Source organism: Coprococcus sp. LG101-27 (genome assembly GCF_027695515.1).
GTDB classification, from domain to species: domain Bacteria; phylum Bacillota; class Clostridia; order Lachnospirales; family Lachnospiraceae; genus Allocoprococcus; species Allocoprococcus comes.
This window is the reverse complement of sequence record NZ_JAQEUJ010000017.1, coordinates 1-16,369: the sequence shown is the minus strand read 5'-3', so window position 1 is coordinate 16,369 and position 16,369 is coordinate 1. Positions and strand designations below refer to the sequence as shown.

At 43.4% G+C, this 16,369-nt stretch carries 17 protein-coding genes; 3 read left to right on the top strand and 14 right to left on the bottom strand.

Going from position 1 to position 16,369, the window contains the following annotated elements; translation table 11 throughout:
- The first annotated feature begins 172 nt into the window (after positions 1–172).
- Complete coding sequence (locus PG766_RS11715; protein WP_022220629.1) at positions 173–1,813, top strand: ABC-F family ATP-binding cassette domain-containing protein; 1,641 nt, start codon at positions 173–175, stop codon at positions 1,811–1,813.
- Positions 1,814–1,956: 143 nt separating this feature from the next.
- Here PG766_RS11715 and galT read toward each other — a convergent pair whose 3' ends face one another.
- Both galT and PG766_RS11705 read right to left on the bottom strand, forming a co-directional pair.
- Positions 1,957–3,447 (bottom strand): UDP-glucose--hexose-1-phosphate uridylyltransferase, encoded by a 1,491-nt coding sequence (gene galT / locus PG766_RS11710; protein WP_118199165.1) that lies wholly within the window; start codon positions 3,445–3,447, stop codon positions 1,957–1,959.
- A gap of 142 nt (positions 3,448–3,589) precedes the next feature.
- Positions 3,590–4,873 (bottom strand): galactokinase, encoded by a 1,284-nt coding sequence (locus PG766_RS11705; protein ID WP_118199199.1) that lies wholly within the window; start codon positions 4,871–4,873, stop codon positions 3,590–3,592.
- A 208-nt stretch (positions 4,874–5,081) separates the two neighbouring features.
- On the opposite strand from PG766_RS11705, the gene PG766_RS11700 reads away from it, so the two are divergent.
- Positions 5,082–6,083, top strand: coding sequence for a LacI family DNA-binding transcriptional regulator (locus tag PG766_RS11700; protein ID WP_008370790.1), 1,002 nt, complete (start codon positions 5,082–5,084; stop codon positions 6,081–6,083).
- A gap of 155 nt (positions 6,084–6,238) precedes the next feature.
- Here the strand turns inward: PG766_RS11700 and PG766_RS11695 are convergent, their stop codons facing one another.
- Positions 6,239–6,871 (bottom strand): histidine phosphatase family protein, encoded by a 633-nt coding sequence (locus tag PG766_RS11695; RefSeq protein WP_118199164.1) that lies wholly within the window; start codon positions 6,869–6,871, stop codon positions 6,239–6,241.
- 395 nt (positions 6,872–7,266) lie between these two features.
- On the opposite strand from PG766_RS11695, the gene PG766_RS11690 reads away from it, so the two are divergent.
- Positions 7,267–7,746 (top strand): S-ribosylhomocysteine lyase, encoded by a 480-nt coding sequence (locus PG766_RS11690; RefSeq protein WP_117558667.1) that lies wholly within the window; start codon positions 7,267–7,269, stop codon positions 7,744–7,746.
- Positions 7,747–7,873: 127 nt separating this feature from the next.
- Here PG766_RS11690 and PG766_RS11685 read toward each other — a convergent pair whose 3' ends face one another.
- From PG766_RS11685 to PG766_RS11635, 11 genes are all read right to left on the bottom strand, one after another.
- A complete protein-coding gene (locus PG766_RS11685) occupies positions 7,874–8,431 on the bottom strand; it encodes a 5-formyltetrahydrofolate cyclo-ligase (RefSeq protein WP_182438625.1) in 558 nt (185 codons plus the stop codon).
- Entirely contained in the window at positions 8,409–8,630 is a 222-nt protein-coding gene (locus tag PG766_RS11680) for a DUF896 domain-containing protein (protein WP_055157151.1), read from the bottom strand. Before PG766_RS11680 ends, PG766_RS11685 begins: the two co-directional genes overlap by 23 nt.
- Before the next feature lie 51 nt (positions 8,631–8,681).
- Positions 8,682–9,044, bottom strand: a complete 363-nt coding sequence (locus tag PG766_RS11675; protein ID WP_118199162.1) for a hypothetical protein — start codon at positions 9,042–9,044, stop codon at positions 8,682–8,684.
- Between the two features lie 95 nt (positions 9,045–9,139).
- Entirely contained in the window at positions 9,140–10,810 is a 1,671-nt protein-coding gene (locus PG766_RS11670) for a putative polysaccharide biosynthesis protein (protein WP_118199161.1), read from the bottom strand.
- A 23-nt stretch (positions 10,811–10,833) separates the two neighbouring features.
- Positions 10,834–11,328: an rRNA maturation RNase YbeY gene (gene ybeY / locus PG766_RS11665; protein WP_118199160.1), complete on the bottom strand. Its 495-nt coding sequence runs from the start codon at positions 11,326–11,328 to the stop codon at positions 10,834–10,836.
- Positions 11,325–12,332 (bottom strand): PhoH family protein, encoded by a 1,008-nt coding sequence (locus tag PG766_RS11660; RefSeq protein ID WP_118199159.1) that lies wholly within the window; start codon positions 12,330–12,332, stop codon positions 11,325–11,327. The genes ybeY and PG766_RS11660 overlap by 4 nt, the downstream gene beginning before the upstream one ends.
- A gap of 3 nt (positions 12,333–12,335) precedes the next feature.
- Positions 12,336–13,586 (bottom strand): sporulation protein YqfD, encoded by a 1,251-nt coding sequence (locus PG766_RS11655; RefSeq protein ID WP_270590861.1) that lies wholly within the window; start codon positions 13,584–13,586, stop codon positions 12,336–12,338.
- A gap of 15 nt (positions 13,587–13,601) precedes the next feature.
- Positions 13,602–13,844: a sporulation protein YqfC gene (gene yqfC / locus PG766_RS11650; protein WP_022219963.1), complete on the bottom strand. Its 243-nt coding sequence runs from the start codon at positions 13,842–13,844 to the stop codon at positions 13,602–13,604.
- Between the two features lie 100 nt (positions 13,845–13,944).
- Positions 13,945–14,742: a hypothetical protein gene (locus tag PG766_RS11645; RefSeq protein WP_118199158.1), complete on the bottom strand. Its 798-nt coding sequence runs from the start codon at positions 14,740–14,742 to the stop codon at positions 13,945–13,947.
- Between the two features lie 189 nt (positions 14,743–14,931).
- The gene (locus PG766_RS11640; protein ID WP_008370804.1) at positions 14,932–15,147 is read right to left on the bottom strand and encodes a FeoA family protein; all 216 of its coding nucleotides are present in this window, start codon (positions 15,145–15,147) and stop codon (positions 14,932–14,934) included.
- Positions 15,148–15,483: 336 nt separating this feature from the next.
- The gene (locus PG766_RS11635) at positions 15,484–16,320 is read right to left on the bottom strand and encodes an MBL fold metallo-hydrolase (protein WP_117558688.1); all 837 of its coding nucleotides are present in this window, start codon (positions 16,318–16,320) and stop codon (positions 15,484–15,486) included.
- Positions 16,321–16,369 lie beyond the last annotated feature (49 nt).

The following is a 16,369-nucleotide window of genomic DNA, read 5'->3' as shown; positions in this document are numbered from 1 at the left end:
TCGCTCCTTTCGTCCTACCATGCTGTATATTTCGTGTATGATTTATAAGTATACCACAAATTCTTCCTTATGTTAATGCTTATTCTCTTGCGAAAATTCAGCAGTCATGTTACCATAATGAACGTAATGCAAAAATTGAAACGATAATTCTATTTGAATAAGGAGAATTTTTATGATTAGTACAAGTAATATCACCCTCCGCGTAGGGAAGAAAGCCTTGTTTGAAGATGTAAATATCAAATTTACAGAAGGCAACTGCTACGGTCTGATCGGAGCGAACGGAGCCGGAAAATCTACATTTCTTAAGATCCTTTCCGGGCAGCTTGAACCGACCAGCGGAGAAGTCATCCTCACACCAGGTGAGCGTCTTTCTTTCTTGCAGCAGGACCACTTCAAATACGACCAGTATCCGGTTCTCGATACCGTAATCATGGGAAATGCCCGTCTTTACGAGATCATGAAGGAAAAAGAAGTGATCTATGCCAAAGAAGATTTCACAGACGAGGACGGGATCAAGGCAAGTGAACTGGAAGCAGAATTTGCAACCCTGAACGGATGGGAAGCAGAATCTGATGCCGCATCTCTCCTGAACGGACTTGGAATTGAGACAGAGCTTCACTACAATATGATGAGCGAGCTGACCGGTGCACAGAAGGTCAAAGTCCTTCTTGCACAGGCACTTTTTGGTAATCCGGATATTCTTCTTCTGGATGAACCTACCAACCACCTGGATCTGGATGCGATCGCATGGCTGGAAGAATTCCTGATCAACTTTGACAACACCGTTATTGTTGTTTCCCATGACCGTTATTTCCTGAATAAGGTCTGCACACAGATTGCCGATATCGATTACGGTAAGATCCAGCTCTACGCCGGTAATTACGACTTCTGGTACGAATCCAGCCAGCTGCTGATCCGTCAGATGAAAGAAGCCAACAAGAAAAAGGAAGAAAAGATCAAGGAGTTACAAGACTTTATTTCCCGGTTCAGCGCCAATGCGTCCAAGTCCCGTCAGGCAACTTCCCGTAAGCGCGCTCTGGAAAAGATCCAGCTTGATGAGATCCGCCCATCCAGCCGTAAATACCCTTACATCGATTTCAAACCGAACCGCGAGATCGGTAATGAAGTTCTGATGGTCGAAGGCTTATCCAAAACCATCAACGGGGAAAAAATCCTGGACAATCTTTCCTTCACACTGAACCGGGACGACAAAGTTGCATTTGTCGGTGGAAATGAATTTGCCAAAACTGTTCTCTTCCAGATCCTGATCGGAGAAATGGAGCCGGATGAAGGTACTTATAAATGGGGAATCACCACTACACAGGCATATTTCCCGAAAGACAGCGGAAAAGAATTTGACAATGACGATACCATCGTAGAATGGCTGACTCAGTATTCGGAAGAAAAGGATGTTACCTATGTACGTGGTTTCCTTGGAAGAATGCTTTTCGCCGGCGACGACGGTGTAAAGAAGGTTAAAGTTCTTTCCGGCGGGGAAAAGGTACGCTGTCTGTTATCCAAGATGATGATCTCCGGTGCCAACGTACTGATCCTCGACGAGCCTACTGACCACCTAGATATGGAATCCATCACTGCGCTCAACAATGGAATGAAGAAGTTCCCTGGCGTACTTCTGTTCTCTTCAAGAGACCACCAGATCGTTGAAACGACAGCAAACCGTATTATGGAAATCCTTCCGGGCGGAAAGATGATCGACAAGATCACAACTTACGATGAATATCTTGCGTCTGACGCAACTGCTGCGAAAAGACAGGCAATCCTGGATCTGAATACGGAAGAACAGGATGACTAAGAATTTATCTTATCGGTACATTTGTGCTGATATATAATAAATCAGGACTAAAACTCAGGTAGTTCCCCCGAACAATTGAAGTTCGGTCCGACACCCGAGTTTTAGTCCTTTTTTATCCTTTTATATTCTTTTTTTGCTCTATATTACAGGCTTCCAACAAACCGCTCAAATGCTGCCCTGCCTTCTTCTGTCTGCTTATAAACACCGGCATCTTCCAGCACCTGGTTAAACACCTGTCCGATTTCCTCATGGAGAATGTCCATGATATTTTCTTTCGTAATGTCTGTATATTTTGGAAGGAATTCTTCTACCCAGTCTGCATGCTTTTCAAGCACTTCATTGCTGCGGATGTCCTTTCCTTCAAGGATTGCATCTGCAAGCTGTTCCATCTCACTTTTCAGTCTTGACGGCAGCACTGCAAGTCCCATCACCTCGATCAGACCAATATTCTCTTTCTTGATGTGATGTAATTTTGCATGCGGATGGTAAACGCCAAGCGGATGTTCTTCTGTCGTAATATTATTTCTGAGAACAAGATCCAGCTCAAAATACCCATCCCTGATTCTGGCGATCGGAGTGATCGTGTTGTGCGGTTCTCCGTTCGTCTCGGCAAAGATAAATGCGGCTTCGTCTGTATAAGATCTCCAACACATTAAAATGTGGTCAGCTGCGCTGATCAGACGTTCTTTGTCTTTGCCCTGCAGACGGATAACAGACATTGGCCATTTTACCATTCCGGCGCGCACATCTTCATACCCCGGAATCACATATTCTTTAATAACCGGAGCTTTTGCCATTGCAAATTCATGATTTCCACCCTGGAAATGATCATGGCTTAGGATCGATCCTCCTACGATCGGAAGATCTGCATTGGAACCAACAAAATAGTGTGGAAACTGGCTGACAAAATCCAACAGCTTTGCAAAGGTTGCACGCTCAATTTTCATCGGCACATGCTCTCCGTTGAAAACGATGCAGTGTTCATTGTAATACACATACGGTGAATACTGGAATCCCCAGTCTTTTCCATCGATCCTGACCGGAATGATCCGGTGATTCTGTCTTGCCGGATGATTGACGCGACCGGCGTAGCCTTCATTTTCCTTACACAGCTGGCATTTCGGATAACCGCTCTGCGCGGCATTTTTTGCTGCCGCGATCGCTTTCGGATCTTTTTCCGGTTTGGACAGATTGATGGTGATCTCCATCTCCCCATATGGTGTCTCTGTGATCCATTTCTGATCCTTTTTAATCCGGTATCTTCGGATATAATCGCTGTCCTGACTAAGCTGGTAAAAATAATCGGTCGCCTTTTTCGGTCCTTCCTGATACAGTTCATAGAATTTATGGCTTACCATACTCGGTAACGGGACCAGTTTTCCCATGATTTTTGTATCAAACAGATCCCGGTACACGATTGAATCTGCAATCAGTTCTTTTTCCACTGCATAATCTGTAATCTCCTTCAGAATCTGTTCCAGCTCCTCTGCACCCCTGCTTCCTGGTGTCTCCTCGTAAGACTCCAGCCCAAGTGCCTCTAAAATCTGATTGGTAACAAATATTTTATCTTCCGGTGCTACAAGCCCCGTATCTAATCCATACTGAACCAATTCTGTAATTGCCTGATCGATCATTTTTCTTCCTCCAAATCTTTTTGCTCATCCTTTATCCATCCATTTTCAATGCGGCACATTTTTACACCGAATCCTTTATTTATTCAGATAGCAAACTAAAATCTGTATTTATGTCTAACCTTGACAGCTAGCATATTTTCGTTTACGCGATTACTTTCATTCCGCCATATTTACGAACCTTTAATACGTGGCAGGATCCTTCTCCAAATACTGCATCCAATGCTTTTCTGTACTCTTCTACAAAATCATTCTTCACAAATGCCTGAATGGTTCCGGCAAATCCGCCTCCATGCACACGGCATACTCCATGGTTTCCGAGTACATTTTCGCTGACTGCAAGGGCAATGGATACTGCCTGGTTCTGCACGTCACGGTTAGTATATACATTCTGAAGATATTTGAAAGAGGAATCTCCGGATGCTTTGATCATATTAAGGAAATCTTCAAATCTTCCTTCGCGAAGGGATGCAACCTGTGCTGCAACTCTCGCATTATCACCGAAGAAATGCATAGCCCGAAGCACCGGACGGTCTCCAAGCTTCTCGCGGAGTGCCGGGATCGCTGCAAAAAATTCTTTTTCATCTACGTCACGGAGAACTTCTTTTCCAAAATATGTTGCAATAGCTTTCATATCCGCCGGAATCTGTGCATAATCCGGTGTCAGATCCTGATGAGAACCTTTGGTATCTACGATGCACAGACTGCATGCATGATTTTCAAAATCTACATCTACTTTTTCTACAACCGGAGCCTTTGGATCTTTGAAATCAATGTGGATCAGTCCACCAACCGCGCAGGCTGTCTGGTCCATCAGACCACTTGGCTTTCCAAAGTAAACATTTTCAGAATACTGACCAATCTGTGCAATCTCTACCATGCTGATCTGCATATCGTTGTAAAGTCCGGAAACAATGGTTCCAATGATTGTTTCAAATGCAGCAGACGAGGAAAGTCCTGCTCCGATCAGCACATCACTTGTCACATAAGCATTGAATCCACCAATCTTGTATCCGCGTTCTTTCAGTCCTGCAAGTACACCACGGATCAGTCCGATAGATGTCCCTTCTTCTTTGTCAACCTTTTCTACATCATTCGCATCGATAATGATCATATCATATCCTTCAGATACCACACGGACGGTCATATCTTCATTTTTATTTACAATTGCGATCGCATCCAGATTAATAGAGGTTGCAAGCACCATTCCGTGCTGATGATCTGTATGATTTCCACCAACTTCACTTCGTCCCGGTGCGCTGTATACTTCTACTTCTCTGTCCCCATACAATTTCTGATACTCTGCCATCGCTTTTACATAGCGTTCTTCCTGATGTGCAATCACACTTTCATCAATATAAATATCTTTTAATGTATCACGGTACACGCCCTGTTTCATTTCTTCCATAAGTTTTGTAAGCTGTTTCATCTTCATTTCCTCCAAATACATTTTCGATTCTGCTTTGATAATTGTATTATAAAATATATTTAGTAAATTTGCAATATATATTTACTAAATATTTCAATAAATTTACTAGTGAATTTTTGTACAGTTCTACATAATTCTTTCACTTTCCATTTTTTTACTCCTCTGTTATAATAGAAGAATCAGAAATTTTTTAACAAGGGGGCCGCTTATGGCAACAATCAAAGATATTGCTTCTGCTGCCGGTGTTTCTGCCGCAGCAGTTTCACGTATACTGAATAATGATGAGACGCTCAATGTCTCACCGGAAACCCGACAGAAAGTACTGGATACGGCAAGAGAGCTGCATTATGTAAAGCGCGGACGTCCTTCTGTCAAATCACTTTTTACCCTTGGGATCATCCAGTGGTTCTCTTCCCAGCAGGAACTGGAGGATAATTATTATCTTCTGATCCGTCAGGGAATTGAAGATTACTGCCTCTCACACAATATCCAGATTGTGCGTACCTACAAAAGCGACATCAATTACATGGATGTTCTGAAGGATGTAGACTGTCTGATCTGTATCGGCAAATTCAGTCAGGAGGAAATTTCTTATCTGTATGAGATGAATTCGTGCATCCTGTTCCTGGATATGCCGGTAAACGATGACCGGATTTCCACGATCATTCCAGATTTCGGCGAAGCAGTTACAGAAGCTCTGGATTATTTGACTGGGATCGGGCACCGGGAGATTGGTTTCTTTACCGGAAAAGAATATATCGGCGAAAATCATCTCTATCCGGATTACCGAAAAAAAGTCTTTATTGATTACTGTGATGCACACGATTTGATTTATGAGCCTTATATCCAAGAGGGTGTCTTCCAGATTTCTTCCGGTTATGAGATGGCATGCAATCTGATCAACGGCGGCAAACTGCCGACGGCGATCTTTGCAGCAAGCGATCCGATCGCTTTTGGTGCGATCAAAGCCTTTACCGAACACGGGATCCGTGTTCCGGAGGATATTTCCATCGTAGGCTTTGATGATATCAATATGGCACAGTTTTCTGCTCCACCGCTGACAACGGTCAGTGCGCCAGCTTATCATATGGGAATGTACGGAGCTTCTATTCTGCAGCATCTCCTGAGGGAGCATCCGGGACCTGCACTTAAGATCAAACTGCCGTGTAAGCTGGTTGTCCGGAATTCGTGTAAAGCGATTGAAAAATAGCTCCTTATCTGTCTAAATATACCAATGAATTTTGTCTAACATCAAAAAGCTCCCATCCGGAGAAGAAATGAGTTATAATTAGCTCACATTTCTCCGGATGGGAGTTTTTTTATTAAGCAATTTATCAGAAAGCCTTTAGGACATCAAATAACTTTCTACCAGTCCTGCACTGACTCTTTATAATAAGTCACATTTTCCTGTAAAATTTCTATTTTCCCATCTTTCACTTCCGCAATTGATACCGCACAGTTCTTATGTACCCCCTGCTGCCAGTACCCGGAAATCGGCAGACCTTTCATCAGGCTCAGAATCCCGCAAAGTGCTGCACCATGTGTGGATAAAAGTACATTTTTATCCTGAAGCTCTTCTTTCTGATAAAGCTCTTCCAGAAAATTTTTCAGACGTGCCCGCACTTCTTCAAAGGATTCCCCTCCTTTTGGCGGCTGATACACTTCCGGTGCATTAAAAAAGTTGCGAAATCCCGGATCCGGAATATTCCATCCCTCTTCTCTGCAGCAAAGTCCCTCAAATTCTCCAAAGCTCATCTCCTGGATCCGCTTATCCGGAACAATCGGAACCTCCCTGTCCCCCAGGACGAGCCGTGCCGTCTCTGCCGCCCTTTTCAGCGGGCTTGTGTAACAGACCGCAAATGGAACATCTGCAAGTGCCGGAGCCGTCTCTTTTGCAAGTAGTTTTCCAAATTCATTCAGCGGAATATCCACCTGTCCCTGTAATTTTCTTTTTTTATTCCAGTCCGTCTCTCCATGACGGATCATATATATTTTCATCTCTTAGCTTCCTCCTGCTATCATTAAAAACACACGCATCCTCCGTGCCAGTCAGCATAGCGATTGGCACGGGAGTTAACAGTAACGATTATAGCACATTTTTCACCTTTCTTCCACCAAAAGGCTTGTTATTAAACTTTATGACAGTTATAATGATGTTGGGGTCAAAAGGTATTTTGACCCCTTTGATACCAGATTGCTACGTGCTTTGCACTCTCGCAATCCTCAAAAACATTCGTAATCCGCTCATTTTTCCTTGAAAAATGGCTACTTACTCATGTTTTTGGCGGGTCAAGATGTCAAAAAACCTCTTGCAAGCAAGCTTGCATCGGCTTTCTGACCTTTTTACCCTGGTATCTTATAATAAACGTAGTACAAAAAGGAGATACTTGATTATGGAGAAAATTACCAGTTTCACAATAGACCATTTGAAGCTTGTTCCTGGGCTTTACGTCTCACGTAAGGATTGTGCCGGCGAACAGGTCATTACAACCTTTGATATCCGCATGACCAATCCGAATGAAGAACCGGTTATGAATACTGCAGAGGTTCACACCATCGAACATCTTGGTGCAACCTTCCTTCGTAACCACAGGGACTACGCATCAAAAACACTTTACTTTGGACCAATGGGATGCCGTACCGGCTTCTACCTTCTTCTTGTAGGTGATTATGAATCAAAAGATATCGTTCCACTGATGAAAGAAATGTTTGCTTTTATCGCAGACTTCAATGGGGACGTACCGGGAGCTGCTGCAAAAGACTGCGGAAACTATCTGGACATGAACCTTCCGATGGCAAATTATATGGCAAAAAGATATCTGACTGAGGTTCTGGAAAATATTACAGAAAAACAGCTGGTTTATCCTGAATAAGCCTTACTATATGAACCTGAAAATGGGAGCCAAACATACTATCCATTGATTTTCTTCAAATGTTCCTGTATGTTTGCTCCCATTCCTGTTTTCAATCAAAACTCTCTATGATACACTTCCGGAATTTCTACCAGAACCTCTCTTCCGTTGTAACATAATCTGCCGGAAGATCAAATTCTTCGGTCTCAATTTCTTCTACGATCTGCATTTCATAAGCAGCTGCGATCCGGCAGATATCTTTCCGTTTTTCAAAATAACGATCATAAAATCCACCGCCATAACCGACACGGTTCTTTTTTTCATCAAAAACACTTCCCGGCAGGATTGCCAGTGTAGTCTGCCCTTCTCCGGCTTTATAAACAGAGCATTCTTTTTTCGGCTCCAGGATGCCATAAGCCCCCTTTTCCAGATCCTCAAAAGAATGTATCCGATAAAACTCCATCTCTTTTCCCGCTACCCGTGGCACATAGACCTTTTTTCCAAGCTCCCATGCCTTCTCGATCAGTGTTCCGGTTGCCACCTCTCCACGAAAATCAATATACGCAAGAAGGTTGTCTGCATTTTTAAATGTCTCTGTCTCTTCAATGCATCTCATGATCCGCAGGCTCTTCTCCCGAACCTCTTCTTTTGGAAGTGCCTGTCTCATTTTCAGAAATTTTGCCCTAATTTCCTTTTTTCTGTCCATATTTCTCACCCAGATTTGTAATGGATCCATCCTTCTCCTTGATTGAAATGTTATTAAGCTGTCCGCGAAGATTTCTTTTGAATGCATCTACATATTCCCGTCTGAGAATCTGCTGTTCTTTTTTCTCTTCCTCTGTCAGTCCTTCTGCTTTTGATTTTCTATATAATTCATTAATGCGTTCAATTTTTGCTGTCTCCATTTTTCTTTTGTCCCTTCTTTGTTTTTCTATATAATAATGTTATCTTTTTAATCAGCTGGAATAATTTTCCAGGAACCCATAAAGCTTGTCTTTTCCCTCTAACCGCTTTCCCTCCCGGATCTCATTCTGCAGTTCTTTCGGAAGCTCTTCGACACGGATATTCGTATATTCATAAATACTTGTCTGGTCGTCCAGATAAACAATCACATATCCGTTGCGGTTTTTCAGATAATACACCCCTTCTTTGTGTGCGCCACCTTGAGTGCTGACTGTCTGTTCTGTTTCCTGCTGCTCCGTCTGTTCTGTCCTTGCAATTTCTTTCCTGTAATTATAATCTGCATAATATGCATAAGATAAGATTGCAAGAATCAGAAGAGTCCCCGTTAAAAGACCAATATGATATCTTGTTTCCATAAGGAACACTCCTTTTTCTACAAGTATTGGTCTGCTTGGAGAATTTTATTCATTATGGGGGAATTTTTAGGTTGTGATATCAAATCATCTACAGCTTAGTAATATCTGCGTTCTTTTAATAAATGGCATTTTTTGCAGACTATTACAATTTGGTGACCTTTTGGGAGACCGAGGAGTTCTTTTTCGGACATGCCACCCATTTTAAGGAGAACGACTGCGTATACCGCTACTGCCACGATGAGGGCGATCAGGGTTGCGATTCTTCCTCCGATGAAGGTGTCAAGTACGAAATGCACTGCCCATGCCAAAATTGTCATAACAGCTCCGGCGATAGACGGAATGACAAAAGTCTTACGGCTCTCCTGAAGATATCCACATGCTTCACGGATATCATGTGCATTCATGATACACATGCATAAAGAGAACACAATCTTACTTCCAATCAGTGCATAAATGCCCCATTTGAACATAACAAGCATAATAAACAGAGATACAATATGTAGTATCAGGGATACCATTGCATTTTTTACCGGTTCCATCATACGGTCCAGACCCTGAAGCACTGTATTCGTAACGGTTGAAAGTGAATAAAATACCAGAGAAATCGCTCCGATCTTCAGCATAATTCCCTGTGTTACATTATCTACATTCGGCCACAGGAAATCCATGATAGGCTGACCAAGTGCAAAGAATCCAAATGCGCTTGGAATCGCAATCAGCATCGTGTAACGGATAACTGTATAAATCCGGTTATGTAACAGTCTTCTGTCATGATTCTCTGCCGCGCTTACAAGCCCCGGGATCACAGATGATCCCAATGCACTCGCAACGGCAAGCGGTACGTTAAACAGGGTATAATACTGTCCTAATTTACCAAGAAGCTCTGCACAGACCGCCTCACTAGTTCCCTGTGCACCCATGATCTTATTGAACATTGCACTGTCAATAACATTTGCACTGTTATAAATTGTTGTACTTAAAATGATCGGTGCGATCGTCAGAATCAGGAGTTTGAAAATCGCACGGTAATCATCCAGTTCTTTCGAGGTGTCCCGTTTCATCTGCCGCATCATCGGCTTGCGGAATGCCACATAGCAGAACAGTAAGAACAGCAGACCGAGCAGCGCACCGGCTACTGTACCAAGTGTCCCTCCTGCTGCGGAATAGGCTGGTCCTAAAAGGTTATTTCCCTGCACCTTAGCCATCTGTTTTCCATTTTCCAGAAGAACGGCTGCACCTACAACACTGACAATCGCATTGAGAAGCTGTTCAATGATCTGCGAAATTGCAGTCGGGATCATCGTTCCCATCCCCTGGAAATAGCCACGAAAAACTGCCATAATCGCACAAATCAGGAGTCCGGGAGCAAGCACCTTCAAAGAATAGCAGCTCATTTTGGCTCCCATCAGATATTCTGCGATCGCCTCTGCTCCAAAAAATACGATCACCATGATCGTGACACCAGATAGCGTAGCTATGATCAGTGATGCCCTCAATACCCTGAATGCATTTTTCCGCTCTCCTGCCGCCATTTTGAGAGACACCAGCTTTGATACCGCAACCGGCAGACTGTAAGACGAAATGATCAGAGCAATAGAATACACCTGAAATGCCATATCATAATAGCCCTGTCCTTTAAGTCCCATAATATTGAGCATCGGGATCCGGTATACTGCCCCGATGATCTTTGTGATAATACCGGCTGCCGCAAGGATACTTCCCTGCATCAGAAAACTGCCGCCCTTTGATTTTTTCCTTTTACCCATACGTTAAAACCTCATACTTTTATCTATCTTGTAATTCCCAGCATCTCCAGAACTTCCCGCTGTTTCTTTTCCATCACGAGCCGTTCTTCATCTTTCATATGGTCATAACCTAACAAGTGCAACATACTGTGCGCAATAAGGAAAGCAAATTCACGTTCTACCGAATGGTCATATTCTTCTGCCTGTTCCTTTGCGCGCTCTTTGGAAATCACAATATTGCCGAGCATCAGTTCTCCGGTCTCCGGATCAAATGAACTGTCATCTGTATCCAGATATGCATAATCAGCCGGTGACGGGAATTCCGTCATCGGAAATGACAAGACATCGGTTGCACGGTCGATTCCGCGAAATTCCAGGTTCATCTGTCGGATTTCCTCATTCATCGTAAGAAGAAGTTCTACCTGCGCCTCGTACGGACACTTCTCATAATCCAGGACTGCATCTGCAACTTTTGTCGCCAGTTCTTCATAAGGCAGCTTTAAATCCAATGCTCCCTCATCCTCTAAAAATAGTCTCATCTTGTTCCTCGTTTCTTTCTGTCTCTAGTGTGGGATTTTTTCTGTTCCTGCTTTTGCTCGTATTCCTCGTACGCTTTAACAATTCGCTGTACCAGCGGATGTCTGACAACATCCCGGCTGGTCAGACGGCAAATCGATATATCTTCCAGATTCTTGACTACACTCACTGCCACATCAAGTCCGGATGTCTGTCCTGCCGGAAGGTCTTTCTGTGTAGAGTCTCCGGTGATCACGACTTTGGATCCAAAACCAATACGTGTCAGGAACATCTTCATCTGCGCCGGTGTGGTATTCTGTGCCTCATCCAGAATAATAAAAGCGTTGTCAAGGGTTCTGCCTCGCATATAGGCAAGAGGCGCAACCTCGATCAGCCCTTTTTCTGAATTCTTGATAAAGCTTTCTGCTCCCATGATCTGATAGAGTGCATCATAAAGTGGTCTTAAATATGGATCGATCTTGCTCTGCAGATCTCCCGGCAAAAAACCAAGCTTTTCTCCTGCTTCAATTGCCGGACGTGTCAGAATGATACGCCCCACTTCATTGCGTTTGAACGCCGTGATTGCCATTGCCATCGCCAGATAAGTTTTACCGGTTCCGGCAGGACCAAGGCCAAAGGTGATCATCTTTTCCCGGATCGCATCCACATATTTCTTCTGTCCGAGCGTCTTTGGTTTGATTGGCTTTCCCTGAAGTGTATGACAGATCAGGTCTTTATCAATTGTCAGAATATCTTCCGTGCTGTCTTCCATCGTAAGGGACAGGGCATAGTCTACATTCTGCTCCTGGATCGTGTTCCCGCGCCTGGAAAGCTCGGTAAGCTGCGACAACACCTGCTGCGCCCTCTCTACATTCTTTTCTTCTCCAAGGACTTTCACCTTTCCATTTCGCGCGATCAGTGTAACATGTAAAGCTCTCTCAATTTTTTTTGCAAATATATCGAACTGGCCAAACACATTTTTTTCATGTTCAGCCGGTATGTCTATCATGGTCTCAAGAATTCCCATAAATCAGTTTCCTTCCTGCTGTATATTTTCTGCATCTGCCTTCGGCAGTTCATGTACCGTTCCTTTTTGTACAATTCCGAACGGTCCGGATAAAACCAGTTTCCCCTTTGCCGAATACCGGTTCGTCTCCCTGTATATTTTAACATCATTCTCTGAAATTTGAACCCCTTTTTTCTCTAATCGGGCGCAAAACTTCTCAAAATTATAGGACAGAATTTCTCTTGCTTGCCTGTCTGTATAAGAAATCTCCTCTTTTCTGCTCTCTTTGCTCCGTTCAACTCTTACCGAGACCGGAAATGGAAAGTATCTCTCCAAATACAGGGTATATCTGCAGGTCAGCGCATTATATTCCGGGTAAGGTAGCTCCCGCCTGCCAAAAAGATACAGCCTTCCCGGTGTTTCTATCCAGAACCTCCAGCTCTTCTTGCCTGTATCTTTCCATACCGGATGCAGCCTGTCAAGAATATCTGTATACGCAACCGTTGTCTGTGCTATTATGTCTGCATCCGATACCCGGTACTGGTATCCTGTCACCTCATCTGAATCATTCTTTACTTCCACACTTCCACTCACAAGGATCTCTCCTTTTTTTACCTCACTGCCTTCCCGGACAAGCGGATTCCCTTTTCGTGTAATGATCTTCTGAATGATCCCGTCCGCTTCTGCCACAATATCCATCGGCGCTTCCGCCTCAGCTTCTGTTTGCAGCTCCTTCCGGTCAGGATTCTCCCTGACTTTAATCTTCAGACAACTCCCATGAACATAGGCTGAAACCCAGATAATATCGTCGTATTCCATACGAATATCTTTTTCAATCCGGTCACAGTCTACATTCTTTTTTGCCATTCCACAGGCAATTCCTTTTTCCGTCAGAAAAGAAAGCAAAACCTCATCTGTCCTTGCAAGGTTTCCATCAATCTGAATCCTCCATATAAAAGAAGAAAGCAGAAAGATCAGACAGATTGCGATGACCGATCCTGTAAAAAAAAGCTTCCGTCCACGGTATTTATGTATAAAAAACGGGACTCCTCTTTTCTGGATGATCCGTACCTTTGCCCTGCTCTTCCTGACCATTGGTCGCAGTCTGCGGAAATCCCGGACGCGGATATTCATCTCATATGCCCCTTTTGCCGGTCTCAGATTCCAGAGAAAAATCCCATGATAACAGCAAAGATTTAAAAAACGTTCCGGTGAATATCCTTCGACTCTGATGCGCAGGTATCCGGCAAGATTATTCAGAATATATCGCAGCATCTTCGTCATCCCTTCCTAAGAATACTCAATTTTCTCTACCTTTCCGGTAATCTTCATATCGGTTGTTGTATAGTAGTTGATCTCAAGTGATTTCCCTGTGATGCGAATCTGCCCGCTACGTACATTTATACGGATCAGTTGTTCGGTATATTCCAGAATTCCACGGTAATTCTCTATATTCACTTCATAATGCCCTGTAAGAGTCAGAATCGGGACACCCAGCACCACATCCTTCGGCAAATTTGCTGCATCTGCCATGCGATACCTTCGTGTCCCGTCTTCTTGTTCGGATCTCTGTCTCATATTGCCGCATATACCGTTTTGTTGACAGTGTATGCTTCAGAACCACATAATATTCCTATGCTGTATAATTGCTGAATTTTCCCGGGAGCAGTCTTCCCGCACATGCATGAATTTCGATCTGACCTTTTTCTCCGGCAATAAACTTTAATGCCGTTGTCTCATCTGACAGTTCCGGTGTCGGTCTGCCAATCGTAAGCACATTCTTCTTTGCGTAAGTTGTAAAGGTATATTCACTGCCCGGCCGCAGAGAACAGATGGGTCTGCCATTTAAGAAAAATGCATCCTGTCCGCCGGTATAACCGCCCTCTTCTTCGATAATATGGATCGTTGCCGGAGCAAAAAGGCAATCCGGTTCCTGCTGTGGCTGTTCCCAGACATTCTGTTGATTATCCCAGCCGTTCTGATTCCATCCATTTTGCTGATTATCCCAGCTGTTCTGATTCTGGTTCCATCCATTTTGCTGATTATCCCAGCTGTTCTGGTTCTGGTTCCATCCATTTTGCTGATTGTCCCAGCCGTTCTGGCTCTGATTCCATCCACCTGACTGATTATTCCATCCATTTGGCTGGTCTTCTGGTCTGTAATTTCCCATCGGTGCTTTTTTTGCAATCCAGTAAGAAGTGAAACCGCCAATTGCAGCTCCGATAATTCCAAAAACATATGCCCCGTAAAATGCATTATCACCAGCATTCAAAAGCTGCATCAGCCAGGCTCCGACAAAAGTACCGGTAAATTCAAGGCCAAACCACAATCCCAGTGTCAATGCACGATATTTTTTTGGATTCTGTCCTCTTTCTATCGCGTGCTTTCCATTCACACGCCAAAGCCATATAAGACAAATAATTTCTAACATTTGTTTTCCCTCTTTCGCGCTTCTATTTTGTTACATAAATGTATTATATCTTCAATCGCAGCTGAAAACAATCCGTTATTCTGTGAAAACTTTATAAAATCGAACAGACTGGCTCCTTCATGATCCGGATATACAAAAAAATCGATCCTACTTTTCCTGTGATTGTAAGATCGATTTTTCATTTCTTTGTTATACTTGAATTCTCGCGGCGGCATCCTGGCTGATAGCGAACCGCTTCTGGTCAGATGCTATAATCATCATACCACTGGCATCATTCTGGATCACATGGATTTCGCTGCCCTCTTTGATTTTGAATTCCTTTAATTTTTCCAGCACCTCCGGTACTCCGAACATCCATTTGATCGTGTACCATTTCCCCGGAACAGCTGTTGATAATGCCTGCATTTTTACACCTTCTTTTTTTCTCCTTTGATTTTACTACAGTATACTCGCTTTCATATTGGTTAGTCAACGACAATGTTTTTTAGTTATTATATACACAATTCCATTCAATAGCCATATTTAACAATTATTTTCAGAATTCAACTTCTGTTTTATCACCCTCACTATAAGCTGGTTCTGGAAGAAAATCTGATCAGGGCAGACGAGCTGGATGAAGTTCTGGATGCTTATGCAATGACCGAACCTGAAGTCATACTCATAAAAGAAGCAATGTAACAAGACAAAAGCCCCAGGATCTATCAACTCATTACCCGTGATAAATCCTGGGGCTTCCTTCATTTAAAATACCACCGTTTCCCCTGTTCCAAGTGCATGTACCATTTCGCCAAGTTCTTTTTTCAGAATCCCGAATGCAATATTTCCGGTACAGTGACCGGTATAGATTTCCTCTACGCCAAGCCCTTTCAATTCCTGCGCAGTTTCCACAACCTCTTCCTCTGGTATGGCAAGTGTATCCATGCCCGAAAGCTTCATCATATGGAATCCACCGACAACCGCATAGACCTTTTGCCCGCCGAGTGCCATCTGCACTTCTCGCACAATATTGACAATTCCCCCATGGGAACAGCTATTAAATATCACCAGTCCTTTTCCCGTCTCAAAAACCACACTCTGCTCATGTGCAAAATCATCTGCAATAAACTCTTCACCGATTTTCCGGTACATGTGTGCCCTGCGTCCCATCTCATCCAAACCGCCGGTAAAATGCGGTACGACCCAGACGCCTTTTTCAACTTCACATACTGCATTTAACGGACGGAACCGCTCTTTATAATTTTCCAGAAGATGCTGCGGAATTCCAATATATTTCTCTTTTCCTTCTGTCCGGTAAAAGCAATTCTCATCAGACATCTCCTGCATATAGACCGCTGCTTTGTCATTCTCCTTAAAAAACTCCTCAAAACCGCCACTGTGGTCATAATGTGCATGGGATAAAAACGCCGTATCTACTTTCGAAAGATCAATCCCCAGCTCCTTTGCATTTTCTGCAAAGAGCGCTGTTGCGCCAGTATCCAGAAGGTACGTCTTTCCCTCATATTCGATATAAACCGACAGCCCATGTTCTGCACAAAGTCTGCATCTGGAACTGTTTTCTACTAATACTACCATCTTCATATGAATCAGCCGTTACTGAAAACTTATAAAAAGTTACAAACTTCTATGT